Source organism: Rhodococcus sp. AG1013 (assembly GCF_003350365.1).
GTDB lineage: Bacteria > Actinomycetota > Actinomycetes > Mycobacteriales > Mycobacteriaceae > Prescottella.
Genome location: NZ_QQAT01000005.1, coordinates 147,597 through 165,630, shown reverse-complemented (window position 1 = coordinate 165,630; position 18,034 = coordinate 147,597). Strand labels below are relative to the sequence as shown.

The window sequence follows — 18,034 nt, the reverse complement described above, 5'->3', positions numbered from 1 at the left end:
CCGGCGTGCCCTACTACCTTCACCGGATAGCGCCGAGCCGGGCGCTAAAGTGATAGACATCACAAAACGCCCGGCTCGGTAGGGTGGTCACTCAGACGTCGAGGAAACGGACATCCTTGGCATTGCGGGTGATGAAGCTACGACGCGCCTCCACGTCCTCGCCCATCAGCACGCTGAACAGCTCGTCGGCGGCCGCGGCGTCGTCGAGGGTGACCTGACGCAGCACCCGGACGCTCGGATCCATCGTGGTCTCCCACAGCTCCTTGGCGTTCATCTCGCCCAGGCCCTTGTAGCGCTGGATGCCGTCGTCCTTGTTGATCTTCTTGCCCGACGCCAGACCGGCCTCGAGCAGGCCGTCGCGCTCGCGGTCGGAGTACGCGAACTCCGGCGCGGAACCCTTCTGCCACTTGAGCTTGTACAGCGGCGGCTGCGCCAGGTACACGTGGCCCTGCTCGACGAGCGGACGCATGAACCGGAACAACAGCGTCAGCAGCAGCGTCGCGATGTGCTGGCCGTCGACGTCGGCGTCGGCCATCAGCACGATCTTGTGGTACCGCAGCTTGGCGATGTCGAACTCGTCGTGGATGCCGGTACCGAACGCGGTGATGATCGACTGGACCTCGGCGTTCTTGAGGACGCGGTCGATGCGGGCCTTCTCGACGTTGATGATCTTGCCGCGCAGCGGCAGGATCGCCTGGTACATCGAGTCACGGCCGGACTTGGCCGAGCCGCCTGCGGAGTCGCCCTCCACGATGTAGATCTCGCACTTGCTCGGATCGTTGGAGCGGCAGTCGGCGAGCTTGCCGGGCAGGCCGCCGATGTCGGTGGCGCTCTTGCGGCGGACCAGCTCACGCGCCTTGCGGGCCGCGGTCCGGGCCTGCGCCGACGACACCGCCTTGGTGACGATGGTCTTGGCGTCCGCGGGGTTGGACTCGAACCAGTGCGCGATGTTCTCGTTGCAGGCCTTCTGCACGAACGACTTGACCTCGGTGTTGCCGAGCTTGGTCTTGGTCTGGCCCTCGAACTGCGGCTCGGCGACCTTCACCGAGATGATCGCGGCGAGACCCTCGCGGATGTCGTCACCGGTGAGCTCCGGATCCTTGTCCTTGACGAGCTTCTTGTCCTTCGCGTACTTCTTCACGACCGAGGTGAGCGCCGCACGGAAGCCCTCCTCGTGGGTGCCGCCCTCGTGGGTGTTGATGGTGTTCGCGAACGTGTGCACCGACTCCGAGTAGCCGGAGTTCCACTGCATCGCGATCTCGAGCTCGTGTCCGGTGCCCTTCGCCGTGAATCCGACGACCGAGTTGTGGATCGGCTGCTTGGTGCGGTTGATGAACCGCACGTAGTCCTCGAGGCCGCCCGGGTAGTGGTAGACGCGGGACTTGACCTTGGGCGTCGGCGCGGCCGCCGCCTCCTCGGTCTCGGAGGCGGTCTTGGGGGCCTCGGCGGTGACGCTGACGACGTCGTCGGTGATCTCCTCCTCGGCGACGCGCTCGTCGGTGAGGGTGATGGTGAGGCCCTTGTTGAGGAAGGCCATCTCCTGCAGGCGGCGCGCGACCGTCTCGAAGTTGTAGGTGGTGGTCTCGAAGATCTCGGGATCCGCCCAGAACCGGACGGTGGTGCCGGTCTCGTTCGTCGGCTCGCCCTGCACCAGCGGACCGGGCTTGGCGTGGTCGTACGTCTGTGACCAGTGGTAACCGTCGACGTTGATGTCGACCTCGACCTTGGTCGAGAGCGCGTTCACGACCGAGATGCCGACGCCGTGCAGGCCACCGGACACCGCGTAGGCGTCGGAGTCGAACTTGCCGCCCGCGTGCAGCTGGGTCATGACGACCTCGACGGTGGGAGCACCGGAGGCATGCATCGCGACGGGGATACCGCGGCCGTCGTCGACGACCTGGATGCCGCCGTCCTCGAGCAGGGTCACCTCGACCTTGCTCGCGTAGCCGGCCATCGCCTCGTCGACCGAGTTGTCGACGACCTCCCAGATCAGGTGGTGCAGGCCGCGTTCACCGGTGGAACCGATGTACATGCCGGGACGCTTGCGGACGGCTTCCAGTCCTTCGAGGACGGTGATGGAGGAAGCGCCGTAGGTGTTGCTCTTGTCTGACTTCTGGGCAGCCACGGGTGGGTAGCTCTCCTTCTCCGTAGTGTGCCGACACGGCTCTACACTGCGCTTCGAGACACGGTGGCCGTAAGTTCCCTGAGGTCTCTGTCGAGGTCTCTGTTGAGGTCTCTGTCGGCCACGCACAACGAAGCACCGCGAGCGGTGTGTCGAGATTCGCCGCTAGTTACCCGACCATCTTACGTGTACGTGCAGACATACAGGGCGCCTAACACACCCCCAGCTGCCCCGCAGACGACTTTTCTCGGCCCCCGGCGGGTGAAACCCTAGGCGGAACCGGCCCCGAGGCTGTCGGTTGCGGTGTCCCCGCGAAGATCATCGACGAACTCGGCGGTCAGTCGGGCCACGTCGCGCCCGTGGGAAACGGGCGACCAGTGCCCGGCCGGCAACTCACGTCGCCGCAGGTCCGAGACCCACCGCCCGGTGTCCTCGTAACCCACCGGACGCACCGCCAGGTCCCGCCGGTTCAGGATCAGCTGCACCGGGACGTCGGTGCGCCGCTCCCGCGGGTGACGCAGCCGCGGCCGGATGTTGGCTCGATACCGCTTGAGCCCGGTCACCATGTCCGAGCGCAGCGTCGGCGCCGGCCGGACCAGCGACGGGTCCATCCGATCGAAGAACCGCAGGAACATGGGCCAGATCCGCCACAGCCCCAGCCGGAACGGCAGCGTGCCGACCCCCGGGATCTGGAACAGCACCGTGTACGCCGACGCCGCGGCCTGTGCGAGCGGTCCGGCCACCCGGCCCTGCGCCAGCGAGCGCCGCATCCACGCACCCAGGTGGTCGAGGTTCGGTCCCGAGATGGACGTGTACGACGCGATCCGCCGCTCCGCCCCCGGCTCGCACACCGCCTCCCACGACTCCACCGCGCCCCAGTCGTGCGCGAGCACGTGCACCGGCGCGTCGGGGCTGACAGCGTCGATCACCGCGAACAGGTCCTTCGCCAGCTCCGGCAGCGCGTACGCCGACACCGCGGTCGGCGCGGAGCTGGCCCCGGCGCCGCGGGTGTCGTAGCTGACGATCCGGAACCGGTCCGCCAGATGCGGGATCACGTGCTGCCACAGCTCGTGGGTGTCGGGCCAGCCGTGCACCAGCACGAAGGTCTCGCCGTCCGGGTTTCCCTGCTCGAAGACCGCGAGTCGGACGGCGCCGTTGGTGACGAGCCGGGGTGGCACTGAGCCGGGGTCGACGGAGTGCGGCGTGCTCATGGAAGTTCCTCTCGGTCAAGCCTTTCGGCTCACGGATCAGAGATCGAGGATGAGGCGTCCGCCGTCGGCGCGGGAGACACAGATCAGCATCTGGTCCTGCTGTTCCTCGGGTGTCAGACGCGATTCGCGGTGGTCCGGTGTCCCCGACAGCACCCGCACCCGGCACGTGCCGCAGAACCCCTGCCGGCACGAGTAGCCGACACCGGGCAGTCGTTCCCGGATCACCTCGAGCGCCGATTCGTCGGCCGGCACATCCAGCACCTCCCCGGTGCTCACCAACTGCACCTCGAACGGCTGGCCGTCGAGAACCGGTGGCGCGCCGAACCGTTCGAAGTGCAGCGCCTTGGCACCCGAGGTGGCGAAGCCGCCGCGGACGGCGTCGAGCATCGGGGTGGGACCGCAGCAGTACACCGCTCCCCCCGCCGGTGCGCGGCCCAGCAGGTCGGTCGTGGTGGGCAGGCCGAACTCGTCGTCGGGGCGGACGAACACCCGATCCGCCTCCCACGACGCGATCTCCTCGAGGAACGGCATGGACTCGCGTGAACGCCCGGAATAGACGAACTGCCAGTCCATTCCGGCCTCCCGTGCGGCACGCACCATCGCGATGATCGGCGTGATGCCGATACCGCCGGCGACGAAAAGGGCCGCGCCCTCGGGGACGAACGGGAAGCCGTTACGCGGACCGCGCACCGTGACGGTGGTGCCCGGGGTCAGCCCGTGCATCTCGGTCGACCCGCCCCCACCGTCGGGAATCGAGCGGACCGCGATGCGATAGTGCCGGCGATCGGCCGGGTCTCCGCACAGCGAGTACTGGCGTCGCCGGCCCGACGGCAGATGGAAGTCGAGGTGACAGCCCGGTTGCCACGTCGGCACGTCACCGCCGTCCACGGCCGCGAACGTCAGGGCCGCGACGTTCTCGTCCTCGGCGACGATCGTGCGCTCGGTGACGACGAGCGTCATCGCGGTGTCCGGGTTGTGACCCGCCACGGCCGGGTCGTAGTCGTACGCGGTGAGCACGCGCAGGTACTTGTCCGCGACGGCCTCGACGATCGTCATGGCACGGTCGGGACGGTCACGGCCCTGCAGGTCGGCCGGCGGCGCCGGTCGGGTGAGGGCCTCGTGAGCGGTGAGCAGGTCGCGCACGCGGGGCAGTTTCACCGCGAGGCCGCCCGCGCCGCCGGGGAGGACGCCAGGTAGGCCACGGCCTGGGCCGTGGAGCCCTCCTTGCCCGGGTGGTAGTCACGACGGAAGTAGGTCGACATCCTTTTGCCGAGTTCCGTTGCGGTGGGCAGGGTTCCACGTCGGCCGGCGGCGACGAAGTCGGACATCCGCGGACGGCGACGGCTCGGTGCCCAGTTCGCGAGTTCGGGATCGTTGCGCATCAGGAAGCGGGTGCCGCGCACCCACAGCCACACGATCATCGGTGTCGCGATCAGCTGGGTGCGGATCCGGCGCGACTCGCGCTTGTCGAAGTAACGCATCACGTCGTAGGCGACCGAGCGGTGCTCCACCTCCTCGGCGCCGTGCCAGCGCAGCAGATCCAGCATCGTCGGGTGGATGCCGGCGCGGTCGAGCCCGTCGGCGTTGAGCACCCAGTCCCCCAGGAACGCGGTGATGTGTTCGACGGCCGCGATGATCGCGAGACGCTCGATGAGGTGGTTCTCGGCGCGGCGACCGGTGAGCGGCCTGGGGCCGAGCAGCTTCCGGAACGCCCAGTGCATCTGTTCGGTGTAGGGCGTCGGATCCAGGCCGTTCGCCCGCAGGTGCTCGAGTACGCCGGTGTGAGCGCCCGCGTGCATCGCCTCCTGGCCGATGAATCCGACGACGTCCTCGCGGAGCCTGTCGTCCTCGATGAGGGGCAGGGCCTCCTTGTACGTCTCGACGAACCACTCCTCGCCCGCCGGCAGCAGCAGGTGCAGGACGTTGAGCACGTGGGTGCTGAACGGGTCACCGGGAATCCAGTGCATCGGCAGGTCGGACCAGTCGAACTCGACGTTGCGGGCCTGCAGAAGGATGTGCTCCGGCTCCGCGGTGGCGGGCGTATGCGCGGTGTGCGTTACGGACATGACCACTCCCAGGTACTGACGCGGATCCCGTCCGCCGCACCACGGCAGCATCGTGACCCAGTTCACTCACTCGACGAAGTGGCGTAACTGTAACACGGCGTTATAGGTAAACCTAGGGCTCAGCCGTAGGTGTCCCGCGGGCCCCGACCGGAAATGTGCCGATCGCCCTTTCTCCAGCTAGGAGCGGTGGGACCGGTGATCCGCAGCGACTTCACGACACCGTGCCCGACGGCCGCCGCGATCTTCGCGAGGATCTGCGACTGCATCATCCGCAGCTGCGTCGCCCACGCCGTCGACTCCGCCGACACGCTGAGAACGCCCTCCCGCAGACCGGTCGGCTCGGCGTGCGCCGCGATGTCCGCGCCCACGACGTCGACCCAGCGGCCCATCACGGTGCCCTCGGATACCCGCGGCGACCAGCCGCGCTGCTTGGCGATGGCGCCGGCGAGCGCACCGAACGGCTGCGGATCGCGGTCGTCCGGTCCGGCCCCCGACCAGCTCTTCCGACGGCGAGACCGCAACGCCCGGATGCCGCCGCCGCGCGGCGACGACCGCCCCTGTCCGACGGCCTTGCCGTTGGCCTTGGCCGCGGCGCGCGCCTCCTCGAGCGCCCGCCGGGCCAGGTCGATGCCCTTGAGCTCCGGCTGCGGACCGGACTGGGTCTCGGGCTGCTCGTCGGTCATAGTTCGCCTCCCGTCGTGGTGATCCGGCCGAGCGCGGTGATCTGCGAGATCCGGCCCCGCTCGGTGTCGTGCGCCTGCACCCCGAAGCGGGTCGCGGACAGCTCGTCCGGCACGTCCTCGGCCACCGCGGCGGTGATGAGCACCTGCTCTGCCTCGGCCGCCACGCCCGCGAGCGCGGTCCGGCGCTTGCGGTCCAGCTCGGCGAACACGTCGTCGAGCATCAGGACCGGGTCGCTGCCGTCGTCACGCAGCAGGAAGAACGCGCCCAGTCGCATCGACAGCGCGAACGACCACGATTCACCATGGCTGGCAAAGCCTTTCGCGGGCTGGTCGCCGAGATACAGCTCGAGGTCGTCGCGGTGCGGGCCTACCAGGCACACCCCGCGTTCGATCTCCCGCTGCCGCATCACCGACAGCTCGTGCAGAAAGCTCGCCTCGAGCAGTTCCACGTCCTCACGTTCGGGTTCCCTTGTCGGATCCAACAATTCGGGAGGAAGCGAGGTACCGAGACTGCTGCGATAGCGCACCGACGCCGGCCGCGACTCGGGGGCCAGCGAGCGGTACGACGTCACCAGGTGCGGGGCGAGGTCGTGCACCAGACGCAGCCGCGCCTCGAGCAGTTGGGCGCCGTGCACCGCGAGATGCCCGTCCCAGACATCAAGTGTGGCAAGAGCGCTCGCACCGTCGGTCGATCTGGACCCGCGGCGCAGCGCACCACCCGCGGTCTTGAGCAGAGCCGACCGTTGGCGCAGTACCTTGTCGTAGTCGGCACGCACCGCGGCCATCCGCGGGATCCGCGAGGTCAGCAGTTCGTCGAGGAATCGTCGGCGGTCACCCGGATCGCCACGGACGAGGGACAGGTCCTCGGGCGCGAACAACACCGTCTGCAGGATCCCGACGATCTCCCGCGGTCGGCGGACCGGAGACTGGTTGATCCGGGCCCGGTTGGCCTTACCGTCGTTGATCTCGATGTCGATGCCCAGCTCACGGCCGTGGTTGACCACGATCGCCCCCGCGTACGCCTGGGCGGCGCCCGCCCGGATCAGCGGGGCATCGGCCGACACCCGGTGCGACGACAGCGTCGACAGATACCCCAGCGCCTCGAGCAGGTTGGTCTTGCCGTGCCCGTTGCGGCCGACGAACACGGTGGCACCGGGCTCGAGACCGACGGTCACGGCGTCCCACGACCGGAAATCGCGGAGGGAGAACTTGCGGACGAACACTAGCCTCGGGTCGCCGTTCCCGAATCCGCAGCCCGCACGGCATGCCCGCCGAACTGGTTCCGCAGCGCCGACACGGCTTTCATGGCCGGGGAATCGGTCTGACGCGACGCGAACCGTGCGAACAGCGCGGCGGAGATCACCGGCGCGGGGACCGCGTGGTCCAGTGCCTCCTGGACCGTCCAGCGCCCCTCGCCGGAATCCTCTGTGTACCCGGAGATCTCGGCGAAACCGGGGTCCTCGGCGAGCGCCTTCACCAGCAGGTCGAGCAGCCACGACCGGACGACAGTGCCGTGCGTCCAGGCCTGCAGCACGCCGGGCACGTCGGTGATCAGGTCCTCGGCCTCGAGCAGTTCGTAGCCCTCGGCGTACGCCTGCATCAGCCCGTACTCGACGCCGTTGTGGACCATCTTGGCGTAGTGACCGGCACCGACCGGTCCCGCATGGACGAATCCGCCGGCCCGGTCGCCGTCGGGACGCAGCGCGTCGAAGATCGGCATCGCCCGGGCCACGTCGGCGTCCGAGCCGCCCACCATGAGGCCGTAGCCCTCGTCGAGACCCCAGATACCGCCGGAGACACCACAATCCAGGTATCCGATGCCGTGGGACTCGAGCAGATCCGCGTGCATCCGATCGTCGGTGTGGCGGGAGTTCCCGCCGTCGATCACCAGATCACCGGACTCGAGTACCGTCGCCAGGTCCGCCACGGTGCGGCGGGTGATCTCGCCGGCAGGCACCATCACCCACACCACGCGGGGACCGGACAGGCGCGACGCCAACTCGGCGAGCGAGGAGACGTCGCTCACCTCGGGCCGCGGGTCGTAGCCGACCACGTCGTGCCCGCGGTCACGCAGACGCGCGCGCATGTTGAAGCCCATCTTGCCGAGTCCGACCAGTCCGAGCTGCATCGTGAGATGTCCCTCCACTAGTGGTGATTCGAGCGGGGCCCGCGGGGCGTCGGCTGCGACGCGGGGATCAGCCCGGCAGTCGAACCGGCATCAACAGGTACGTGTAGTCGCTCTCCGGCGCCGGGAACGCACCGGACTCGCCGCGCTCGGGCGCTTCCTCGCCGGCCGGGCGCAGCACTGCGGGGCGGCTGGGCGTGGTGAAGCCGAACAGCACGCGCTCCGAGTGCAGCGACGAGAGGCCGTCGATGAGGTAGCCGGGGTTGAACGCGATGATCAGCGGCTCACCCTGGAAGTCGGCCTCGAGCGACTCCTCGGCGCGGCCGGCATCGTCGCCACCGGCGGACAGCAGCAGACCGTCGGCGTTGAACTCGAGCCGCACCTGCGCGCCGCGCTCGGCGACCAGGGCGACACGCTTGATCGCCTCGACCAGCGGTGCCACCTCGACCGTGGCCATCGCGGTGTGCTCGGCCGGCAGCAGCTGGCGGAACTTGGGGAACTCGGCATCGAGCAGGCGGGTGGTGGTGCGGCGGCCGTCGGCGACGATGCCGAGCATGCCCTCCGAACCGACCGATGCCCCGGAACCGAGCGCGAGCTCGACGGGCGCGAGGGTGTTGCCGCCCAGCGTCTTCGCGGACTCGGACAGCGTCTTGGCGGGCACCAGGACCGCGGCGGAGGTCTCGCCCGCGGTGGGCATCCACTCGAGCTGACGGACGGCCAACCGGAAACGGTCGGTGGCCGCGAGCACGACGTTGGTGCCCTCGATCTCGACGCGGATGCCGGTGAGCATCGGGAGGGTGTCGTCCTTGCCGGCCGCGACGGCGACCTGGCTGATGGCCTCGGAGAACAGATCCACCGGCACCGAACCGGTCTGCTGCGGCAGCGTCGGCAGCTGCGGGTAGTCCTCGACGGGCATGGTGGGCAGCGAGAACTTGGCGCTGCCGCACGTGATCAGCACGCGGGTGCCGTCGACGGTGACGTCGACGGGCTTGTTGGGCAGGGCCCGGGTGATGTCGGCGAGGAGCTTGCCGGACACGAGGACCTGACCGGTGGTGGTGACCTCGGCCGAGACGCGCACCTGCGCCGAGACCTCGTAGTCGAAACCGGAGACGGTCAGTCCCTGCTCGTCCGCACCGAGCAGCACGCCACCGAGGACGGGCACCGGCGGCCGCGAAGGCAGACTGCGCGCGACCCATGCGACGGAGTCGGCGAAGTCCTCCCGAGCAACGCGAAACTTCATACTTCCAAGCTCCATCGCTCGGGTGTTCCTCTCGGTAGGCACGGACGTATCTGCAGCAGCTGCGCACGAAGGCTGCAGAGGCTGCGCTAGCAGTCTGACACAGCGGCCAGAGGACACCGTATGCGTTCGGAGGTCGTGTTGAAAAGCGGGCGCCGGCGCCTCGAGACACCTCGAGGCGGGCTGTGAACAGTCGGGTTCGCCCGGATGTTCACAGGGCCTGTTTTCAAAGAACTTCTCTCGAGAAGACTTCAATCTCAGTAATAGGCACTGTGGAATCTGTGGATGGACACTCGAAGTCGCTGGTCCCCGGTACTCGAGGCATGGGGACTTCTCGAGGACGTACTCGAGGACGAATCGGGCGCGGTTGTGGATACCTCGAGACAGTTCGAAGTTGTCCCACAGTTGTCCACAACGATTACACCTTATACACACACCTATCCACAGGTGTGAATTCTTTCGGATTCGTGTCTCGAGTCACCCCGGAAGCACGACATCCGCACGGCAGAATCCGTGCGGATGTCGGTGGATCGTGCGGCGGTGCCGTTCTCGAGACGGTCCGGCTGTGTCGGTTCTTGTCGGTTCTGGTCAGCTCTTGGAGCGCTGCTTGATGCGAGCGGTGAGCTCCTGCACCTGGTCGTAGACCTTGCGCCGCTCGGTCATCTCCTTGCGGATCTTCTTGTCCGCGTACATGACCGTGGTGTGGTCCCTGCCGAACGTCTGGCCGATCTTGGGCAGCGACAGGTCGGTGAGCTCGCGGCACAGGTACATGGCGATCTGGCGGGCCTGCGCGAGCGGTCGGGCCTTGCCGGGGCCGCACAGGTCGTCGATCGACGTGTTGAAGTACTCGGCGGTCACCGCCATGATCGTCGCCGCGTTGATCTCGAGTGCCGCCGAATCGGGCATCAGGTCCCGGAGCACCACCTCGGCGAGCTTGAGGTCCAGCGCCTGCCGGTTGAGCGACGCGAACGCCGTCACACGGATGAGCGCCCCCTCGAGTTCGCGGATGTTGCGTTCGATCCGGCTGGCGATCAACTCGAGAACATCGTGCGGAACATCCAGACGGTCCATCCGCGCCTTCTTCGACAGGATCGCGATCCGCGTCTCGAGTTCGGGCGGCTGGACGTCGGTGATCAGACCCCACTCGAAGCGGGTCCGCAGCCGCTCCTCGAGCGTCGCGAGCTGCTTGGGCGGGCGGTCCGAGGACACCACGATCTGCTTGTTCGCGTTGTGCAGGGTGTTGAAGGTGTGGAAGAACTCTTCCTGGATACCTTCCTTGCCCTCGATGAACTGGATGTCGTCGACGAGCAGGATGTCGGTCTCGCGGTACCGCCGCTTGAAGGCGACCTTGCGGTCGTCACGAAGACTGTTGATGAAGTCGTTCGTGAACTCCTCGGTGGAGACGTACTTGACCCGCATGCCGGGGAACAGACGCTGCGCATAGTGGCCGGCGGCGTGCAGCAGGTGCGTCTTGCCCAGGCCGGACGCGCCCCAGATGAACAGGGGATTGTAGGCGCGGGCCGGTGCCTCGGCGATCGCGACGGCCGCGGCGTGCGCGAACCGGTTGGAGGCGCCGATGACGAACGTGTCGAACGTGTACTTCGCGTTGAGGCTGTTGCCACCCGACGACGCCGTCGCAGTGCTCGTCGGCGGCTTGGTGAAGTACGACGGCCAGGACTCGTGGACGCTGGCCAGCGCCTCGCGGTCGTCGTCGACCTCCTCGTGCTCGGCGAGGTCCGTCGGAACGGGGTCGGCGGCGCCCATCGCGAGATGGCGTCGGCGGTGCGCGCCCGACCCGGCGTCGGCGAAATCGGTGGACCCGACACGCTCGTTCGCGCGGGGCGCGGAGTCGATGTCGTTGCTGCTCAGGGGCTCGCCGAGGGTGTCGGCGTCCTCGGACGGTGCGGCGATGCGCACACCCAGCCCCTCGACCTTCTGCCCCAGATGGAGGTTGAGGGCCCGCAGGATCGGCTCCCGCAGATCGCGTTCGATCGCTTCCTGCGCCAGCGGCGACGGCACCGACAGCAACGCGAAACCCTGTGCGTACGTGAGCGGCTTGACGAGTGCGAGCCACGCCTTCTGTGCCTTGGTGAGTGCTGCGCCGTCCCCGGCATCGGAGGTCAGTTCTGCAACGACGTCGCGCCAGACATTCGCCAAGGCGTTCGGATCGTCGTTCACTGTGTGTCCTCCCCGTATGCGGGCCTGAACGGCCCGTCGCCGTGGTTGTCGGTTGAGCTCCCCCCGGTGAGGCTGGACCCCTTACTGGGCAACGAATATGCCACCCGAGCTGTGTTTCCACACAATTATCCACAGATGTGGACAACGCTCGAGTGCGGGGTTCGTCCACTCGGCATTCGGCGCGTACCGAATGCTCGAGGCTGTCACCTGGTGGTATGCGCTCAGGCGGAGGAAGTGCCGGCACTGCCGGCGTCGACACGGGCCGCGCGTGGTGATGTTAGTTGCCTTACAGTCCCGATTCTCGAGCGTCGCAGGGGGAAGGCTGATTCGCAGCGGGCGAGATCCGCGGTGCGACGCGAGCATCCGGGCTTCGGCTGTGCCATGCAGGGACGGTAACAATCGGTCGGTTCCTGCATGGCGATTCCACGCAATTGGCGCGTTCGGCCCCGCCGCGGATCCCGGTCGAGGATCTCTCGAGGTCTCGAGACCGATCCGGTTTGACCTTGCCTGTGGCGATCAGTACCCTCGAACAGTCACCCGATGGTGGAGGATGTGCGCTGGCCAGAGGTCGCGCCCCAGTGCTCTCGTGTGATCACCGGATTTTCCATTTGAAATGTTAGACCGACGCCGACCGGCGTCACCGAGCTTCGAGGAGTGTTGACCGTGGCCAAGGGCAAGCGGACGTTCCAGCCGAACAATCGCCGCCGCGCGCGCGTTCACGGCTTCCGTCTTCGTATGCGGACCCGTGCGGGTCGTGCAATCGTGTCGGCGCGTCGCCGTAAGGGCCGCGCCGAGCTCACCGCCTGATTTCGATACCGACTTCAGGAGCTCGGGGTGTTACCTGAGCCGTACCGCCTGCGTCGTCGCTCGGATTTCTCCGCGACGGTGCGTGGCGGACGTCGAATGGGTAGACGAGATCTGGTCGTCCACGCTCTCGAGCGTGGCTCGACCGACACCCTGGTGAGTATCGACGGTCCCCGTTTCGGGCTCGTCGTCAGCAAGGCTGTCGGGCCGGCGGTGATTCGACATCGAGTCGCCCGCCGGTTTCGTCATATCTGTGCCGGGTTGGTCGAGACCGTTCCCGTCGACACCGACGTTGTGATTCGCGCGTTGCCTGGTTCGGCGACCGCGACTTCCCGGGAACTCGACAAGCAGCTGCGGTCCGTGCTCCGAAAGATGGATCTGCTGGCTGACGAAGGTGATCCGGCATGAGTAGCGAACTCGATGAGGCGCGGACCGATTCCGGTCCGCGCTCTTCGTCGTTCGCGGGTACCCTCTGGACGACGCTGCGACGCTTTCCCGCGCGCGTCCTGATCTTCCTCATCGAGCTGTACCGAACCTATGTGTCCCCACTCCGCCTGCCGACCTGTCGGTTCACACCGACCTGCAGCGAGTACGCGGTCGACGCGCTACGCACCCACGGTGCGGTGAAGGGTTCGGCGCTCACTGTCGTGCGGATTGTGAAGTGCGCGCCCTGGCACCCTGGTGGGTGGGATCCCGTCCCGGAACGTCGAGGACGACACATCCACCACCATGCGAGCCAGGAATGATGCGCCGCGCTCGCCCGATACTTGCCCAACACCACGGTGTGGTGAACGTGGACGAACAGAGGAGTACTTAGAGCCGTGCTCGACATCATTTACTATCCGGTGTCCGGGATCCTGTGGGTCTGGCACAAGGTGTTCGGCGCCGTTCTCGGCGACGACAACGGCATCGCCTGGGCGCTGTCCGTCATGTTCCTGGTCTTCACGCTGCGCGCCATCCTCTACAAGCCGTTCGTGAAGCAGGTGCGCACCACGCGGCAGATGCAGGAGCTGCAGCCGCAGATCAAGGCGCTGCAGAAGAAGTACTCCAAGGACCGCCAGCGGATGGCCCTGGAGATGCAGAAGCTGCAGAAGGAACACGGCTTCAACCCCGTCATGGGCTGTCTGCCGGTGCTGCTGCAGGCGCCGGTGTTCATCGGCCTGTTCCACGTCCTGCGCTCGTTCAACCGCACCGGTACCGGCTACGGCGGTCTCGGCATGTCGGTCGAGGAGAACGCCAACACCGCGAACTATTGGTTCAGCGCCACCGACGTCCAGTCGTTCCTGAGTGCCCGTCTGTTCGGTGCCCCGATTTCGTCCTACATCACGATGCCGAAGGAGACGCTCGAGTCGTTCGGCGCCTACGGCACTGTGCCGACGGTCGCGAACATCGCCGCCGTCGCGGTTCCGCTGATGATCATCGCGTCCGTCGCGACGCACTTCAACTCGCGCGCCTCGGTCGCGCGTCAGAGCGCCGCCGCGGCAGCCAACCCGCAGTCCGCGATCATGAACAAGCTCGCGCTGTGGGTGTTCCCGCTCGGCGTGCTCGTCGGTGGCCCGTTCCTGATGATCGCCATCCTCCTGTACTGGGTGTCGAACAACATCTGGACCTACGCGCAGCAGCACCTCGTCTTCCGCAAGATCGACGCGGAGGAGGACGCCAAGAAGCAGGCCGCGCTCGAGCGTCGTGCCGACAATGCGCCGAAGCCGGGTGCACGTCCGTCGCTCGACAAGAAGAAGAAGGCCGCCCCGTCCTCCCCGGTCGTCGACGCCGAGTCCACCGATGCGGGGACGTCGGAGACCGGAGAGTCGTCGGCTGACGAACGAACCGGATCGGGTGGTGGATCGACCGGGCAGCAGCGCCCCAAGCCGAAACCGCGGCCGGCAGCGAACCGCCCCAAGAGCAACAAGCGCAAGCGGCGCTGACCTCCAGAAAGAGAACGACCATGACCAGTGAGCAGGACACCGCCCGGGCCGGTGAGAACAGGGAGGGCACAGACGTGGTACTCGAGACGCAGAACGTGGACACGGACGCGGACACCGACACCGAGGACGAACTGATCGAGGAAGGCGAGATCGCCGGCGATTACCTCGAGCAGTTGCTCGACGTCCTGGACTTCGACGGCGACATCGATCTCGACGTCGAGGGCGACCGTGCGGTCGTGAGCATCGACGGCGGCGACGATCTGTCGAAGCTGGTCGGCCGCAAGGGCGAGGTGCTCGACGCCCTCCAGGAGCTGACGCGTCTCGCGGTCCAGCAGTCCACCGGTGTTCGCAGCCGGCTCATGCTCGACGTCGCCGGCTGGCGTGCCGGACGTCGCGCAGAGCTGAGCGAGCTCGGCAAGGCCGCGGCGGAGCGTGTCCTGGCTTCGGGCGAGCGCGAGGAACTCACCCCGATGACGCCGTTCGAGCGCAAGATCGTGCACGACGCCGTCGCCAAGGTCGACGGTGTGTCCAGCGAGAGCGAGGGCGCCGAGCCCAACCGTCGCGTGGTCGTGCTGAAGGACTGATCGCACCCGGCTGACGTCGGTGCAGAGGCCGAGGGGATCTCAGTTCCAGGACTGAGATCCCCTCGGCCTTTCTCTTGTTGTTGTGGTGGTGGGTTGGGGAGGATGTTTCACGTGGAACTGGTTGATGAGCAGTGGGATGTTGTCGGTGCGGTGGCTCGGGTGTTTGGTGAGCGGGCGTCGTTGGCGGAGGCGTATCACGCGTCGTTGGCGTCGGATGGTGTGGTGCGGGGGTTGATCGGTCCGCGTGAGGTGCCGCGGTTGTGGGTGCGGCATGTGCTCAATTGTGGGGTGTTGGGTGAGTTGGTGGGGGCTGGTGAGTCGGTGGTCGATGTGGGGTCGGGTGCGGGTTTGCCGGGGATTCCGTTGGCGATTGCGCGGCCGGATGTGCGGGTGACGTTGGTGGAGCCGTTGTTGCGTCGGTCGGTGTATTTGCAGGAGTTCGTGGATTCGGTGGGGCTGTCGAACGTCACCGTGGTCCGGGGGCGCGCGGAACAGACGGGCGTGGTGAAAGAGGTCGGCGGCGCCGATGTGGTGACGTCGCGGGCGGTGGCGCCGTTGGAGCGGTTGGCGCGGTGGTCGCTGCCGTTGGTGCGTGTGGGTGGGAGGATGTTGGCGTTGAAGGGTTCGAGTGCGGCGGAGGAGATTTCCCGCGACCGTGCCGTGCTGGCGCGGCTGGGTGCCGGGAAGCTCGAAGTCGTCGAGTGCGGCGGCGACGTGTTGCCGGTGCCGACGATCGTGGTGAGCGCGGAACGAGTCGCGCACCATCGGCATCGCGGTCACCGCAACTGACACCGGACCACTCCCCTCCCCACCGAGGGATGGTGCGGGACGGTTCCGATCAGCCGCCGACGAACGGCGCGACGAACACGCACGGCACCGGCCGCGGATGCGCCGGATCCAGCGCATTGAGCACGTGGCCGGCCGCGACGCGGGATGCCGCGAGCGCCAGGTGGTCCGAGAAGTCCGACGGGCAGCCGTCCTGCACCACGATGTTGGTCGCGTTCGGTGCCTCCACATAGCCGCTCGTGTACGGCAGGATCAGTTCGTCGTAGCGGGTCATGATGTTGGTGTAGGTCACCCCCGGCGCATACAGGCCACCGGCGTGCAGTTTCGCGATGAACTGCGATGCAGGCAGGAACTGGAGACACGCCTGGCAAAATGGCAGCACTCCACGGGCGTCGTCGGTGCCGAGACCGAGAATCGTTGCGCCACCGTCCGGTCCGGTGAGTGCACTGCCGTTCCAAGCCGGACCGAGTGAGACGTACTTGTCGACCTTGGCTGCGCCGCCGAGGTACTTGACGAAGTAGTTGGGCACGACCGATCCCTGCGAGATACCCAGGATGTCCACACGTGCCGCGCCGGTCGCTGCGAGCACCTCGTCCACGAAGTCACCGATCTGGGCCGCGCTGTCCTCCGCGCGCGCCATGCCCCCGATCGCGCTGACCGGATAGGGCTGATCGGCGTAGTTGCCGAATGTCAGCGCGAAGACGCAGTAGCCCTCGTTGGCGAGCAGCGGCGCGAACGTGGTCCACATGTTGAGTCGATTGGCTCCGGTGCCGTGCACGAGCACCACGGGGTTCGGGTGTTCCGGGGTCGGCCGGCAGGACCAGTCGTTGGATCCGGCGGCCGAGCCGCCGGGGTTGGTGAACTCGTCCTGGACGAAGAGGTTGTACGGCACCGGGAACGGCTCGGCGCCGGCCGGTCCCGTCGACAGAGCCGAGCCGATGGCAAGTACCGCCGCTACGACCGCGGCCCGCCACCCCATGCGGATTCTCTTACCGATTGCCATCCCGCCGCCCCCTGATCGCGTCCCTATGTGCCGGAACGCTACGCGAGCGAGGCGGTGAGCGTCACGAAAGCCGCGATTCCGCGTTGTTTCAGGTGAATCATGCTGCGCGGCAACAGAAGAGCCGATTTGTCGGATATGGGCGACAGTGCTGGCGTGAGCCCCCACCCGGTCATACCGGCTCATTTCGTCACTGTGACAGCGGGTTCGGGGTTTGGCGGATCTCGGGGCTTCGAATCCGATCCGCGCGGCGCCCCTCACGGGTGCGCGGAGGTCGATCGGTGTGGTGACCGCGGAGCGTGCGGCTCAGCTCTCGTCGATCCCGCTCCCGTTGGGGCGTGCGGACTGGTCACGGTGGCGATGTTTCACGTGAATCATCCGGGCGTCGATCGCAGGGCTCTCGCAGGAGGCGACCCGATGCGTCACCAGGTCGCTGGGGGCCGTGCGCCGTCCGCGACCGAAGTGATGTCGTGCCACCAGGCTGGGCCGCCTGCCGGCGTGCCCCGAGCGGCGCACGTCGGGCCCGGATCATCGTCGAGGGGGCGGGTGTCGCCGGGCCGGCTTCGCGGTGTTCCACGTGAAACGGCGGCGCGGCACTGTTCCACGTGGAACATGGCCGCCGTCCATGCGGTCGAGTCAGGGAACTGGGCTGGCCGGCGTCGAGCATCCGGCGCGCGGCGACGTGTCCGCCCCCCTCCCCCACTTTGGTCGTGGTGTCGAGAACTGGTGCCAGAGTTTGTTGTTGTGGTGGTGGGTTGGGGAGGATGTTTCACGTGGAACTGGTTGATGAGCAGTGGGATGTTGTCGGTGCGGTGGCTCGGGTGTTTGGTGAGCGGGCGTCGTTGGCGGAGGCGTATCACGCGTCGTTGGCGTCGGATGGTGTGGTGCGGGGGTTGATCGGTCCGCGTGAGGTGCCGCGGTTGTGGGTGCGGCATGTGCTCAATTGTGGGGTGTTGGGTGAGTTGGTGGGGGCTGGTGAGTCGGTGGTCGATGTGGGGTCGGGTGCGGGTTTGCCGGGGATTCCGTTGGCGATTGCGCGGCCGGATGTGCGGGTGACGTTGGTGGAGCCGTTGTTGCGTCGGTCGGTGTATTTGCAGGAGTTCGTGGATTCGGTGGGGCTGTCGAACGTCACCGTGGTCCGGGGGCGCGCGGAACAGACGGGCGTGGTGAAAGAGGTCGGCGGCGCCGATGTGGTGACGTCGCGGGCGGTGGCGCCGTTGGAGCGGTTGGCGCGGTGGTCGCTGCCGTTGGTGCGTGTGGGTGGGAGGATGTTGGCGTTGAAGGGTTCGAGTGCGGCGGAGGAGATTTCCCGG

General features: G+C 67.5%; 17 protein-coding genes. 7 read left to right on the top strand and 10 right to left on the bottom strand.

Annotation, left to right across the window (positions count from 1 at the left end):
• Positions 1 to 91 precede the first annotated feature (91 nt).
• The 9 genes from gyrB to dnaA form a co-directional block, all read right to left on the bottom strand.
• A complete protein-coding gene (gyrB, locus tag DEU38_RS09325) occupies positions 92 to 2,125 on the bottom strand; it encodes a DNA topoisomerase (ATP-hydrolyzing) subunit B (RefSeq protein WP_114720287.1) in 2,034 nt (677 codons plus the stop codon).
• Positions 2,126 to 2,391: 266 nt separating this feature from the next.
• Entirely contained in the window at positions 2,392 to 3,333 is a 942-nt protein-coding gene (locus tag DEU38_RS09320; protein WP_114720285.1) for an alpha/beta fold hydrolase, read from the bottom strand.
• Positions 3,334 to 3,369: 36 nt separating this feature from the next.
• Positions 3,370 to 4,491, bottom strand: coding sequence for a PDR/VanB family oxidoreductase (locus tag DEU38_RS09315; protein WP_114720283.1), 1,122 nt, complete (start codon positions 4,489 to 4,491; stop codon positions 3,370 to 3,372).
• Positions 4,488 to 5,399, bottom strand: coding sequence for a metal-dependent hydrolase (locus tag DEU38_RS09310; protein ID WP_114720474.1), 912 nt, complete (start codon positions 5,397 to 5,399; stop codon positions 4,488 to 4,490). Before DEU38_RS09310 ends, DEU38_RS09315 begins: the two co-directional genes overlap by 4 nt.
• A 119-nt stretch (positions 5,400 to 5,518) precedes the next feature.
• Positions 5,519 to 6,082, bottom strand: a complete 564-nt coding sequence (locus tag DEU38_RS09305; RefSeq protein WP_114720281.1) for a DUF721 family protein — start codon at positions 6,080 to 6,082, stop codon at positions 5,519 to 5,521.
• The gene (recF, locus tag DEU38_RS09300; protein WP_114720279.1) at positions 6,079 to 7,305 is read right to left on the bottom strand and encodes a DNA replication/repair protein RecF; all 1,227 of its coding nucleotides are present in this window, start codon (positions 7,303 to 7,305) and stop codon (positions 6,079 to 6,081) included. Before recF ends, DEU38_RS09305 begins: the two co-directional genes overlap by 4 nt.
• Entirely contained in the window at positions 7,305 to 8,210 is a 906-nt protein-coding gene (gene gnd / locus DEU38_RS09295; RefSeq protein ID WP_114720472.1) for a phosphogluconate dehydrogenase (NAD(+)-dependent, decarboxylating), read from the bottom strand. Before gnd ends, recF begins: the two co-directional genes overlap by 1 nt.
• Positions 8,211 to 8,277: 67 nt before the next feature.
• The gene (dnaN, locus tag DEU38_RS09290) at positions 8,278 to 9,462 is read right to left on the bottom strand and encodes a DNA polymerase III subunit beta (RefSeq protein WP_114720277.1); all 1,185 of its coding nucleotides are present in this window, start codon (positions 9,460 to 9,462) and stop codon (positions 8,278 to 8,280) included.
• A gap of 570 nt (positions 9,463 to 10,032) precedes the next feature.
• Positions 10,033 to 11,622 (bottom strand): chromosomal replication initiator protein DnaA, encoded by a 1,590-nt coding sequence (gene dnaA / locus DEU38_RS09285; RefSeq protein ID WP_114720275.1) that lies wholly within the window; start codon positions 11,620 to 11,622, stop codon positions 10,033 to 10,035.
• Positions 11,623 to 12,285: 663 nt separating this feature from the next.
• Between dnaA and rpmH the strand changes: the two genes are divergently transcribed.
• From rpmH to rsmG (DEU38_RS09255), 6 genes are all read left to right on the top strand, one after another.
• Positions 12,286 to 12,429 (top strand): 50S ribosomal protein L34, encoded by a 144-nt coding sequence (gene rpmH / locus DEU38_RS09280; protein ID WP_005516618.1) that lies wholly within the window; start codon positions 12,286 to 12,288, stop codon positions 12,427 to 12,429.
• A 27-nt stretch (positions 12,430 to 12,456) separates the two neighbouring features.
• Complete coding sequence (gene rnpA, locus DEU38_RS09275; RefSeq protein WP_114720273.1) at positions 12,457 to 12,834, top strand: ribonuclease P protein component; 378 nt, start codon at positions 12,457 to 12,459, stop codon at positions 12,832 to 12,834.
• Positions 12,831 to 13,172 (top strand): membrane protein insertion efficiency factor YidD, encoded by a 342-nt coding sequence (yidD, locus tag DEU38_RS09270; protein ID WP_114720271.1) that lies wholly within the window; start codon positions 12,831 to 12,833, stop codon positions 13,170 to 13,172. The genes rnpA and yidD overlap by 4 nt, the downstream gene beginning before the upstream one ends.
• A gap of 75 nt (positions 13,173 to 13,247) precedes the next feature.
• Positions 13,248 to 14,351: a membrane protein insertase YidC gene (gene yidC, locus DEU38_RS09265; RefSeq protein WP_114720269.1), complete on the top strand. Its 1,104-nt coding sequence runs from the start codon at positions 13,248 to 13,250 to the stop codon at positions 14,349 to 14,351.
• 20 nt (positions 14,352 to 14,371) lie between these two features.
• Positions 14,372 to 14,935, top strand: a complete 564-nt coding sequence (locus DEU38_RS09260) for a protein jag (protein WP_114720267.1) — start codon at positions 14,372 to 14,374, stop codon at positions 14,933 to 14,935.
• Between the two features lie 102 nt (positions 14,936 to 15,037).
• Complete coding sequence (gene rsmG, locus DEU38_RS09255) at positions 15,038 to 15,724, top strand: 16S rRNA (guanine(527)-N(7))-methyltransferase RsmG (RefSeq protein WP_114720470.1); 687 nt, start codon at positions 15,038 to 15,040, stop codon at positions 15,722 to 15,724.
• A gap of 49 nt (positions 15,725 to 15,773) precedes the next feature.
• Here the strand turns inward: rsmG (DEU38_RS09255) and DEU38_RS09250 are convergent, their stop codons facing one another.
• Positions 15,774 to 16,724 (bottom strand): triacylglycerol lipase, encoded by a 951-nt coding sequence (locus tag DEU38_RS09250; protein WP_258557756.1) that lies wholly within the window; start codon positions 16,722 to 16,724, stop codon positions 15,774 to 15,776.
• A gap of 761 nt (positions 16,725 to 17,485) precedes the next feature.
• Here DEU38_RS09250 and rsmG (DEU38_RS09245) point away from each other — a divergent pair.
• Positions 17,486 to 18,034 (top strand): 16S rRNA (guanine(527)-N(7))-methyltransferase RsmG (rsmG, locus tag DEU38_RS09245; protein WP_114720468.1); only part of this gene is annotated, 549 nt, incomplete at its 3' end.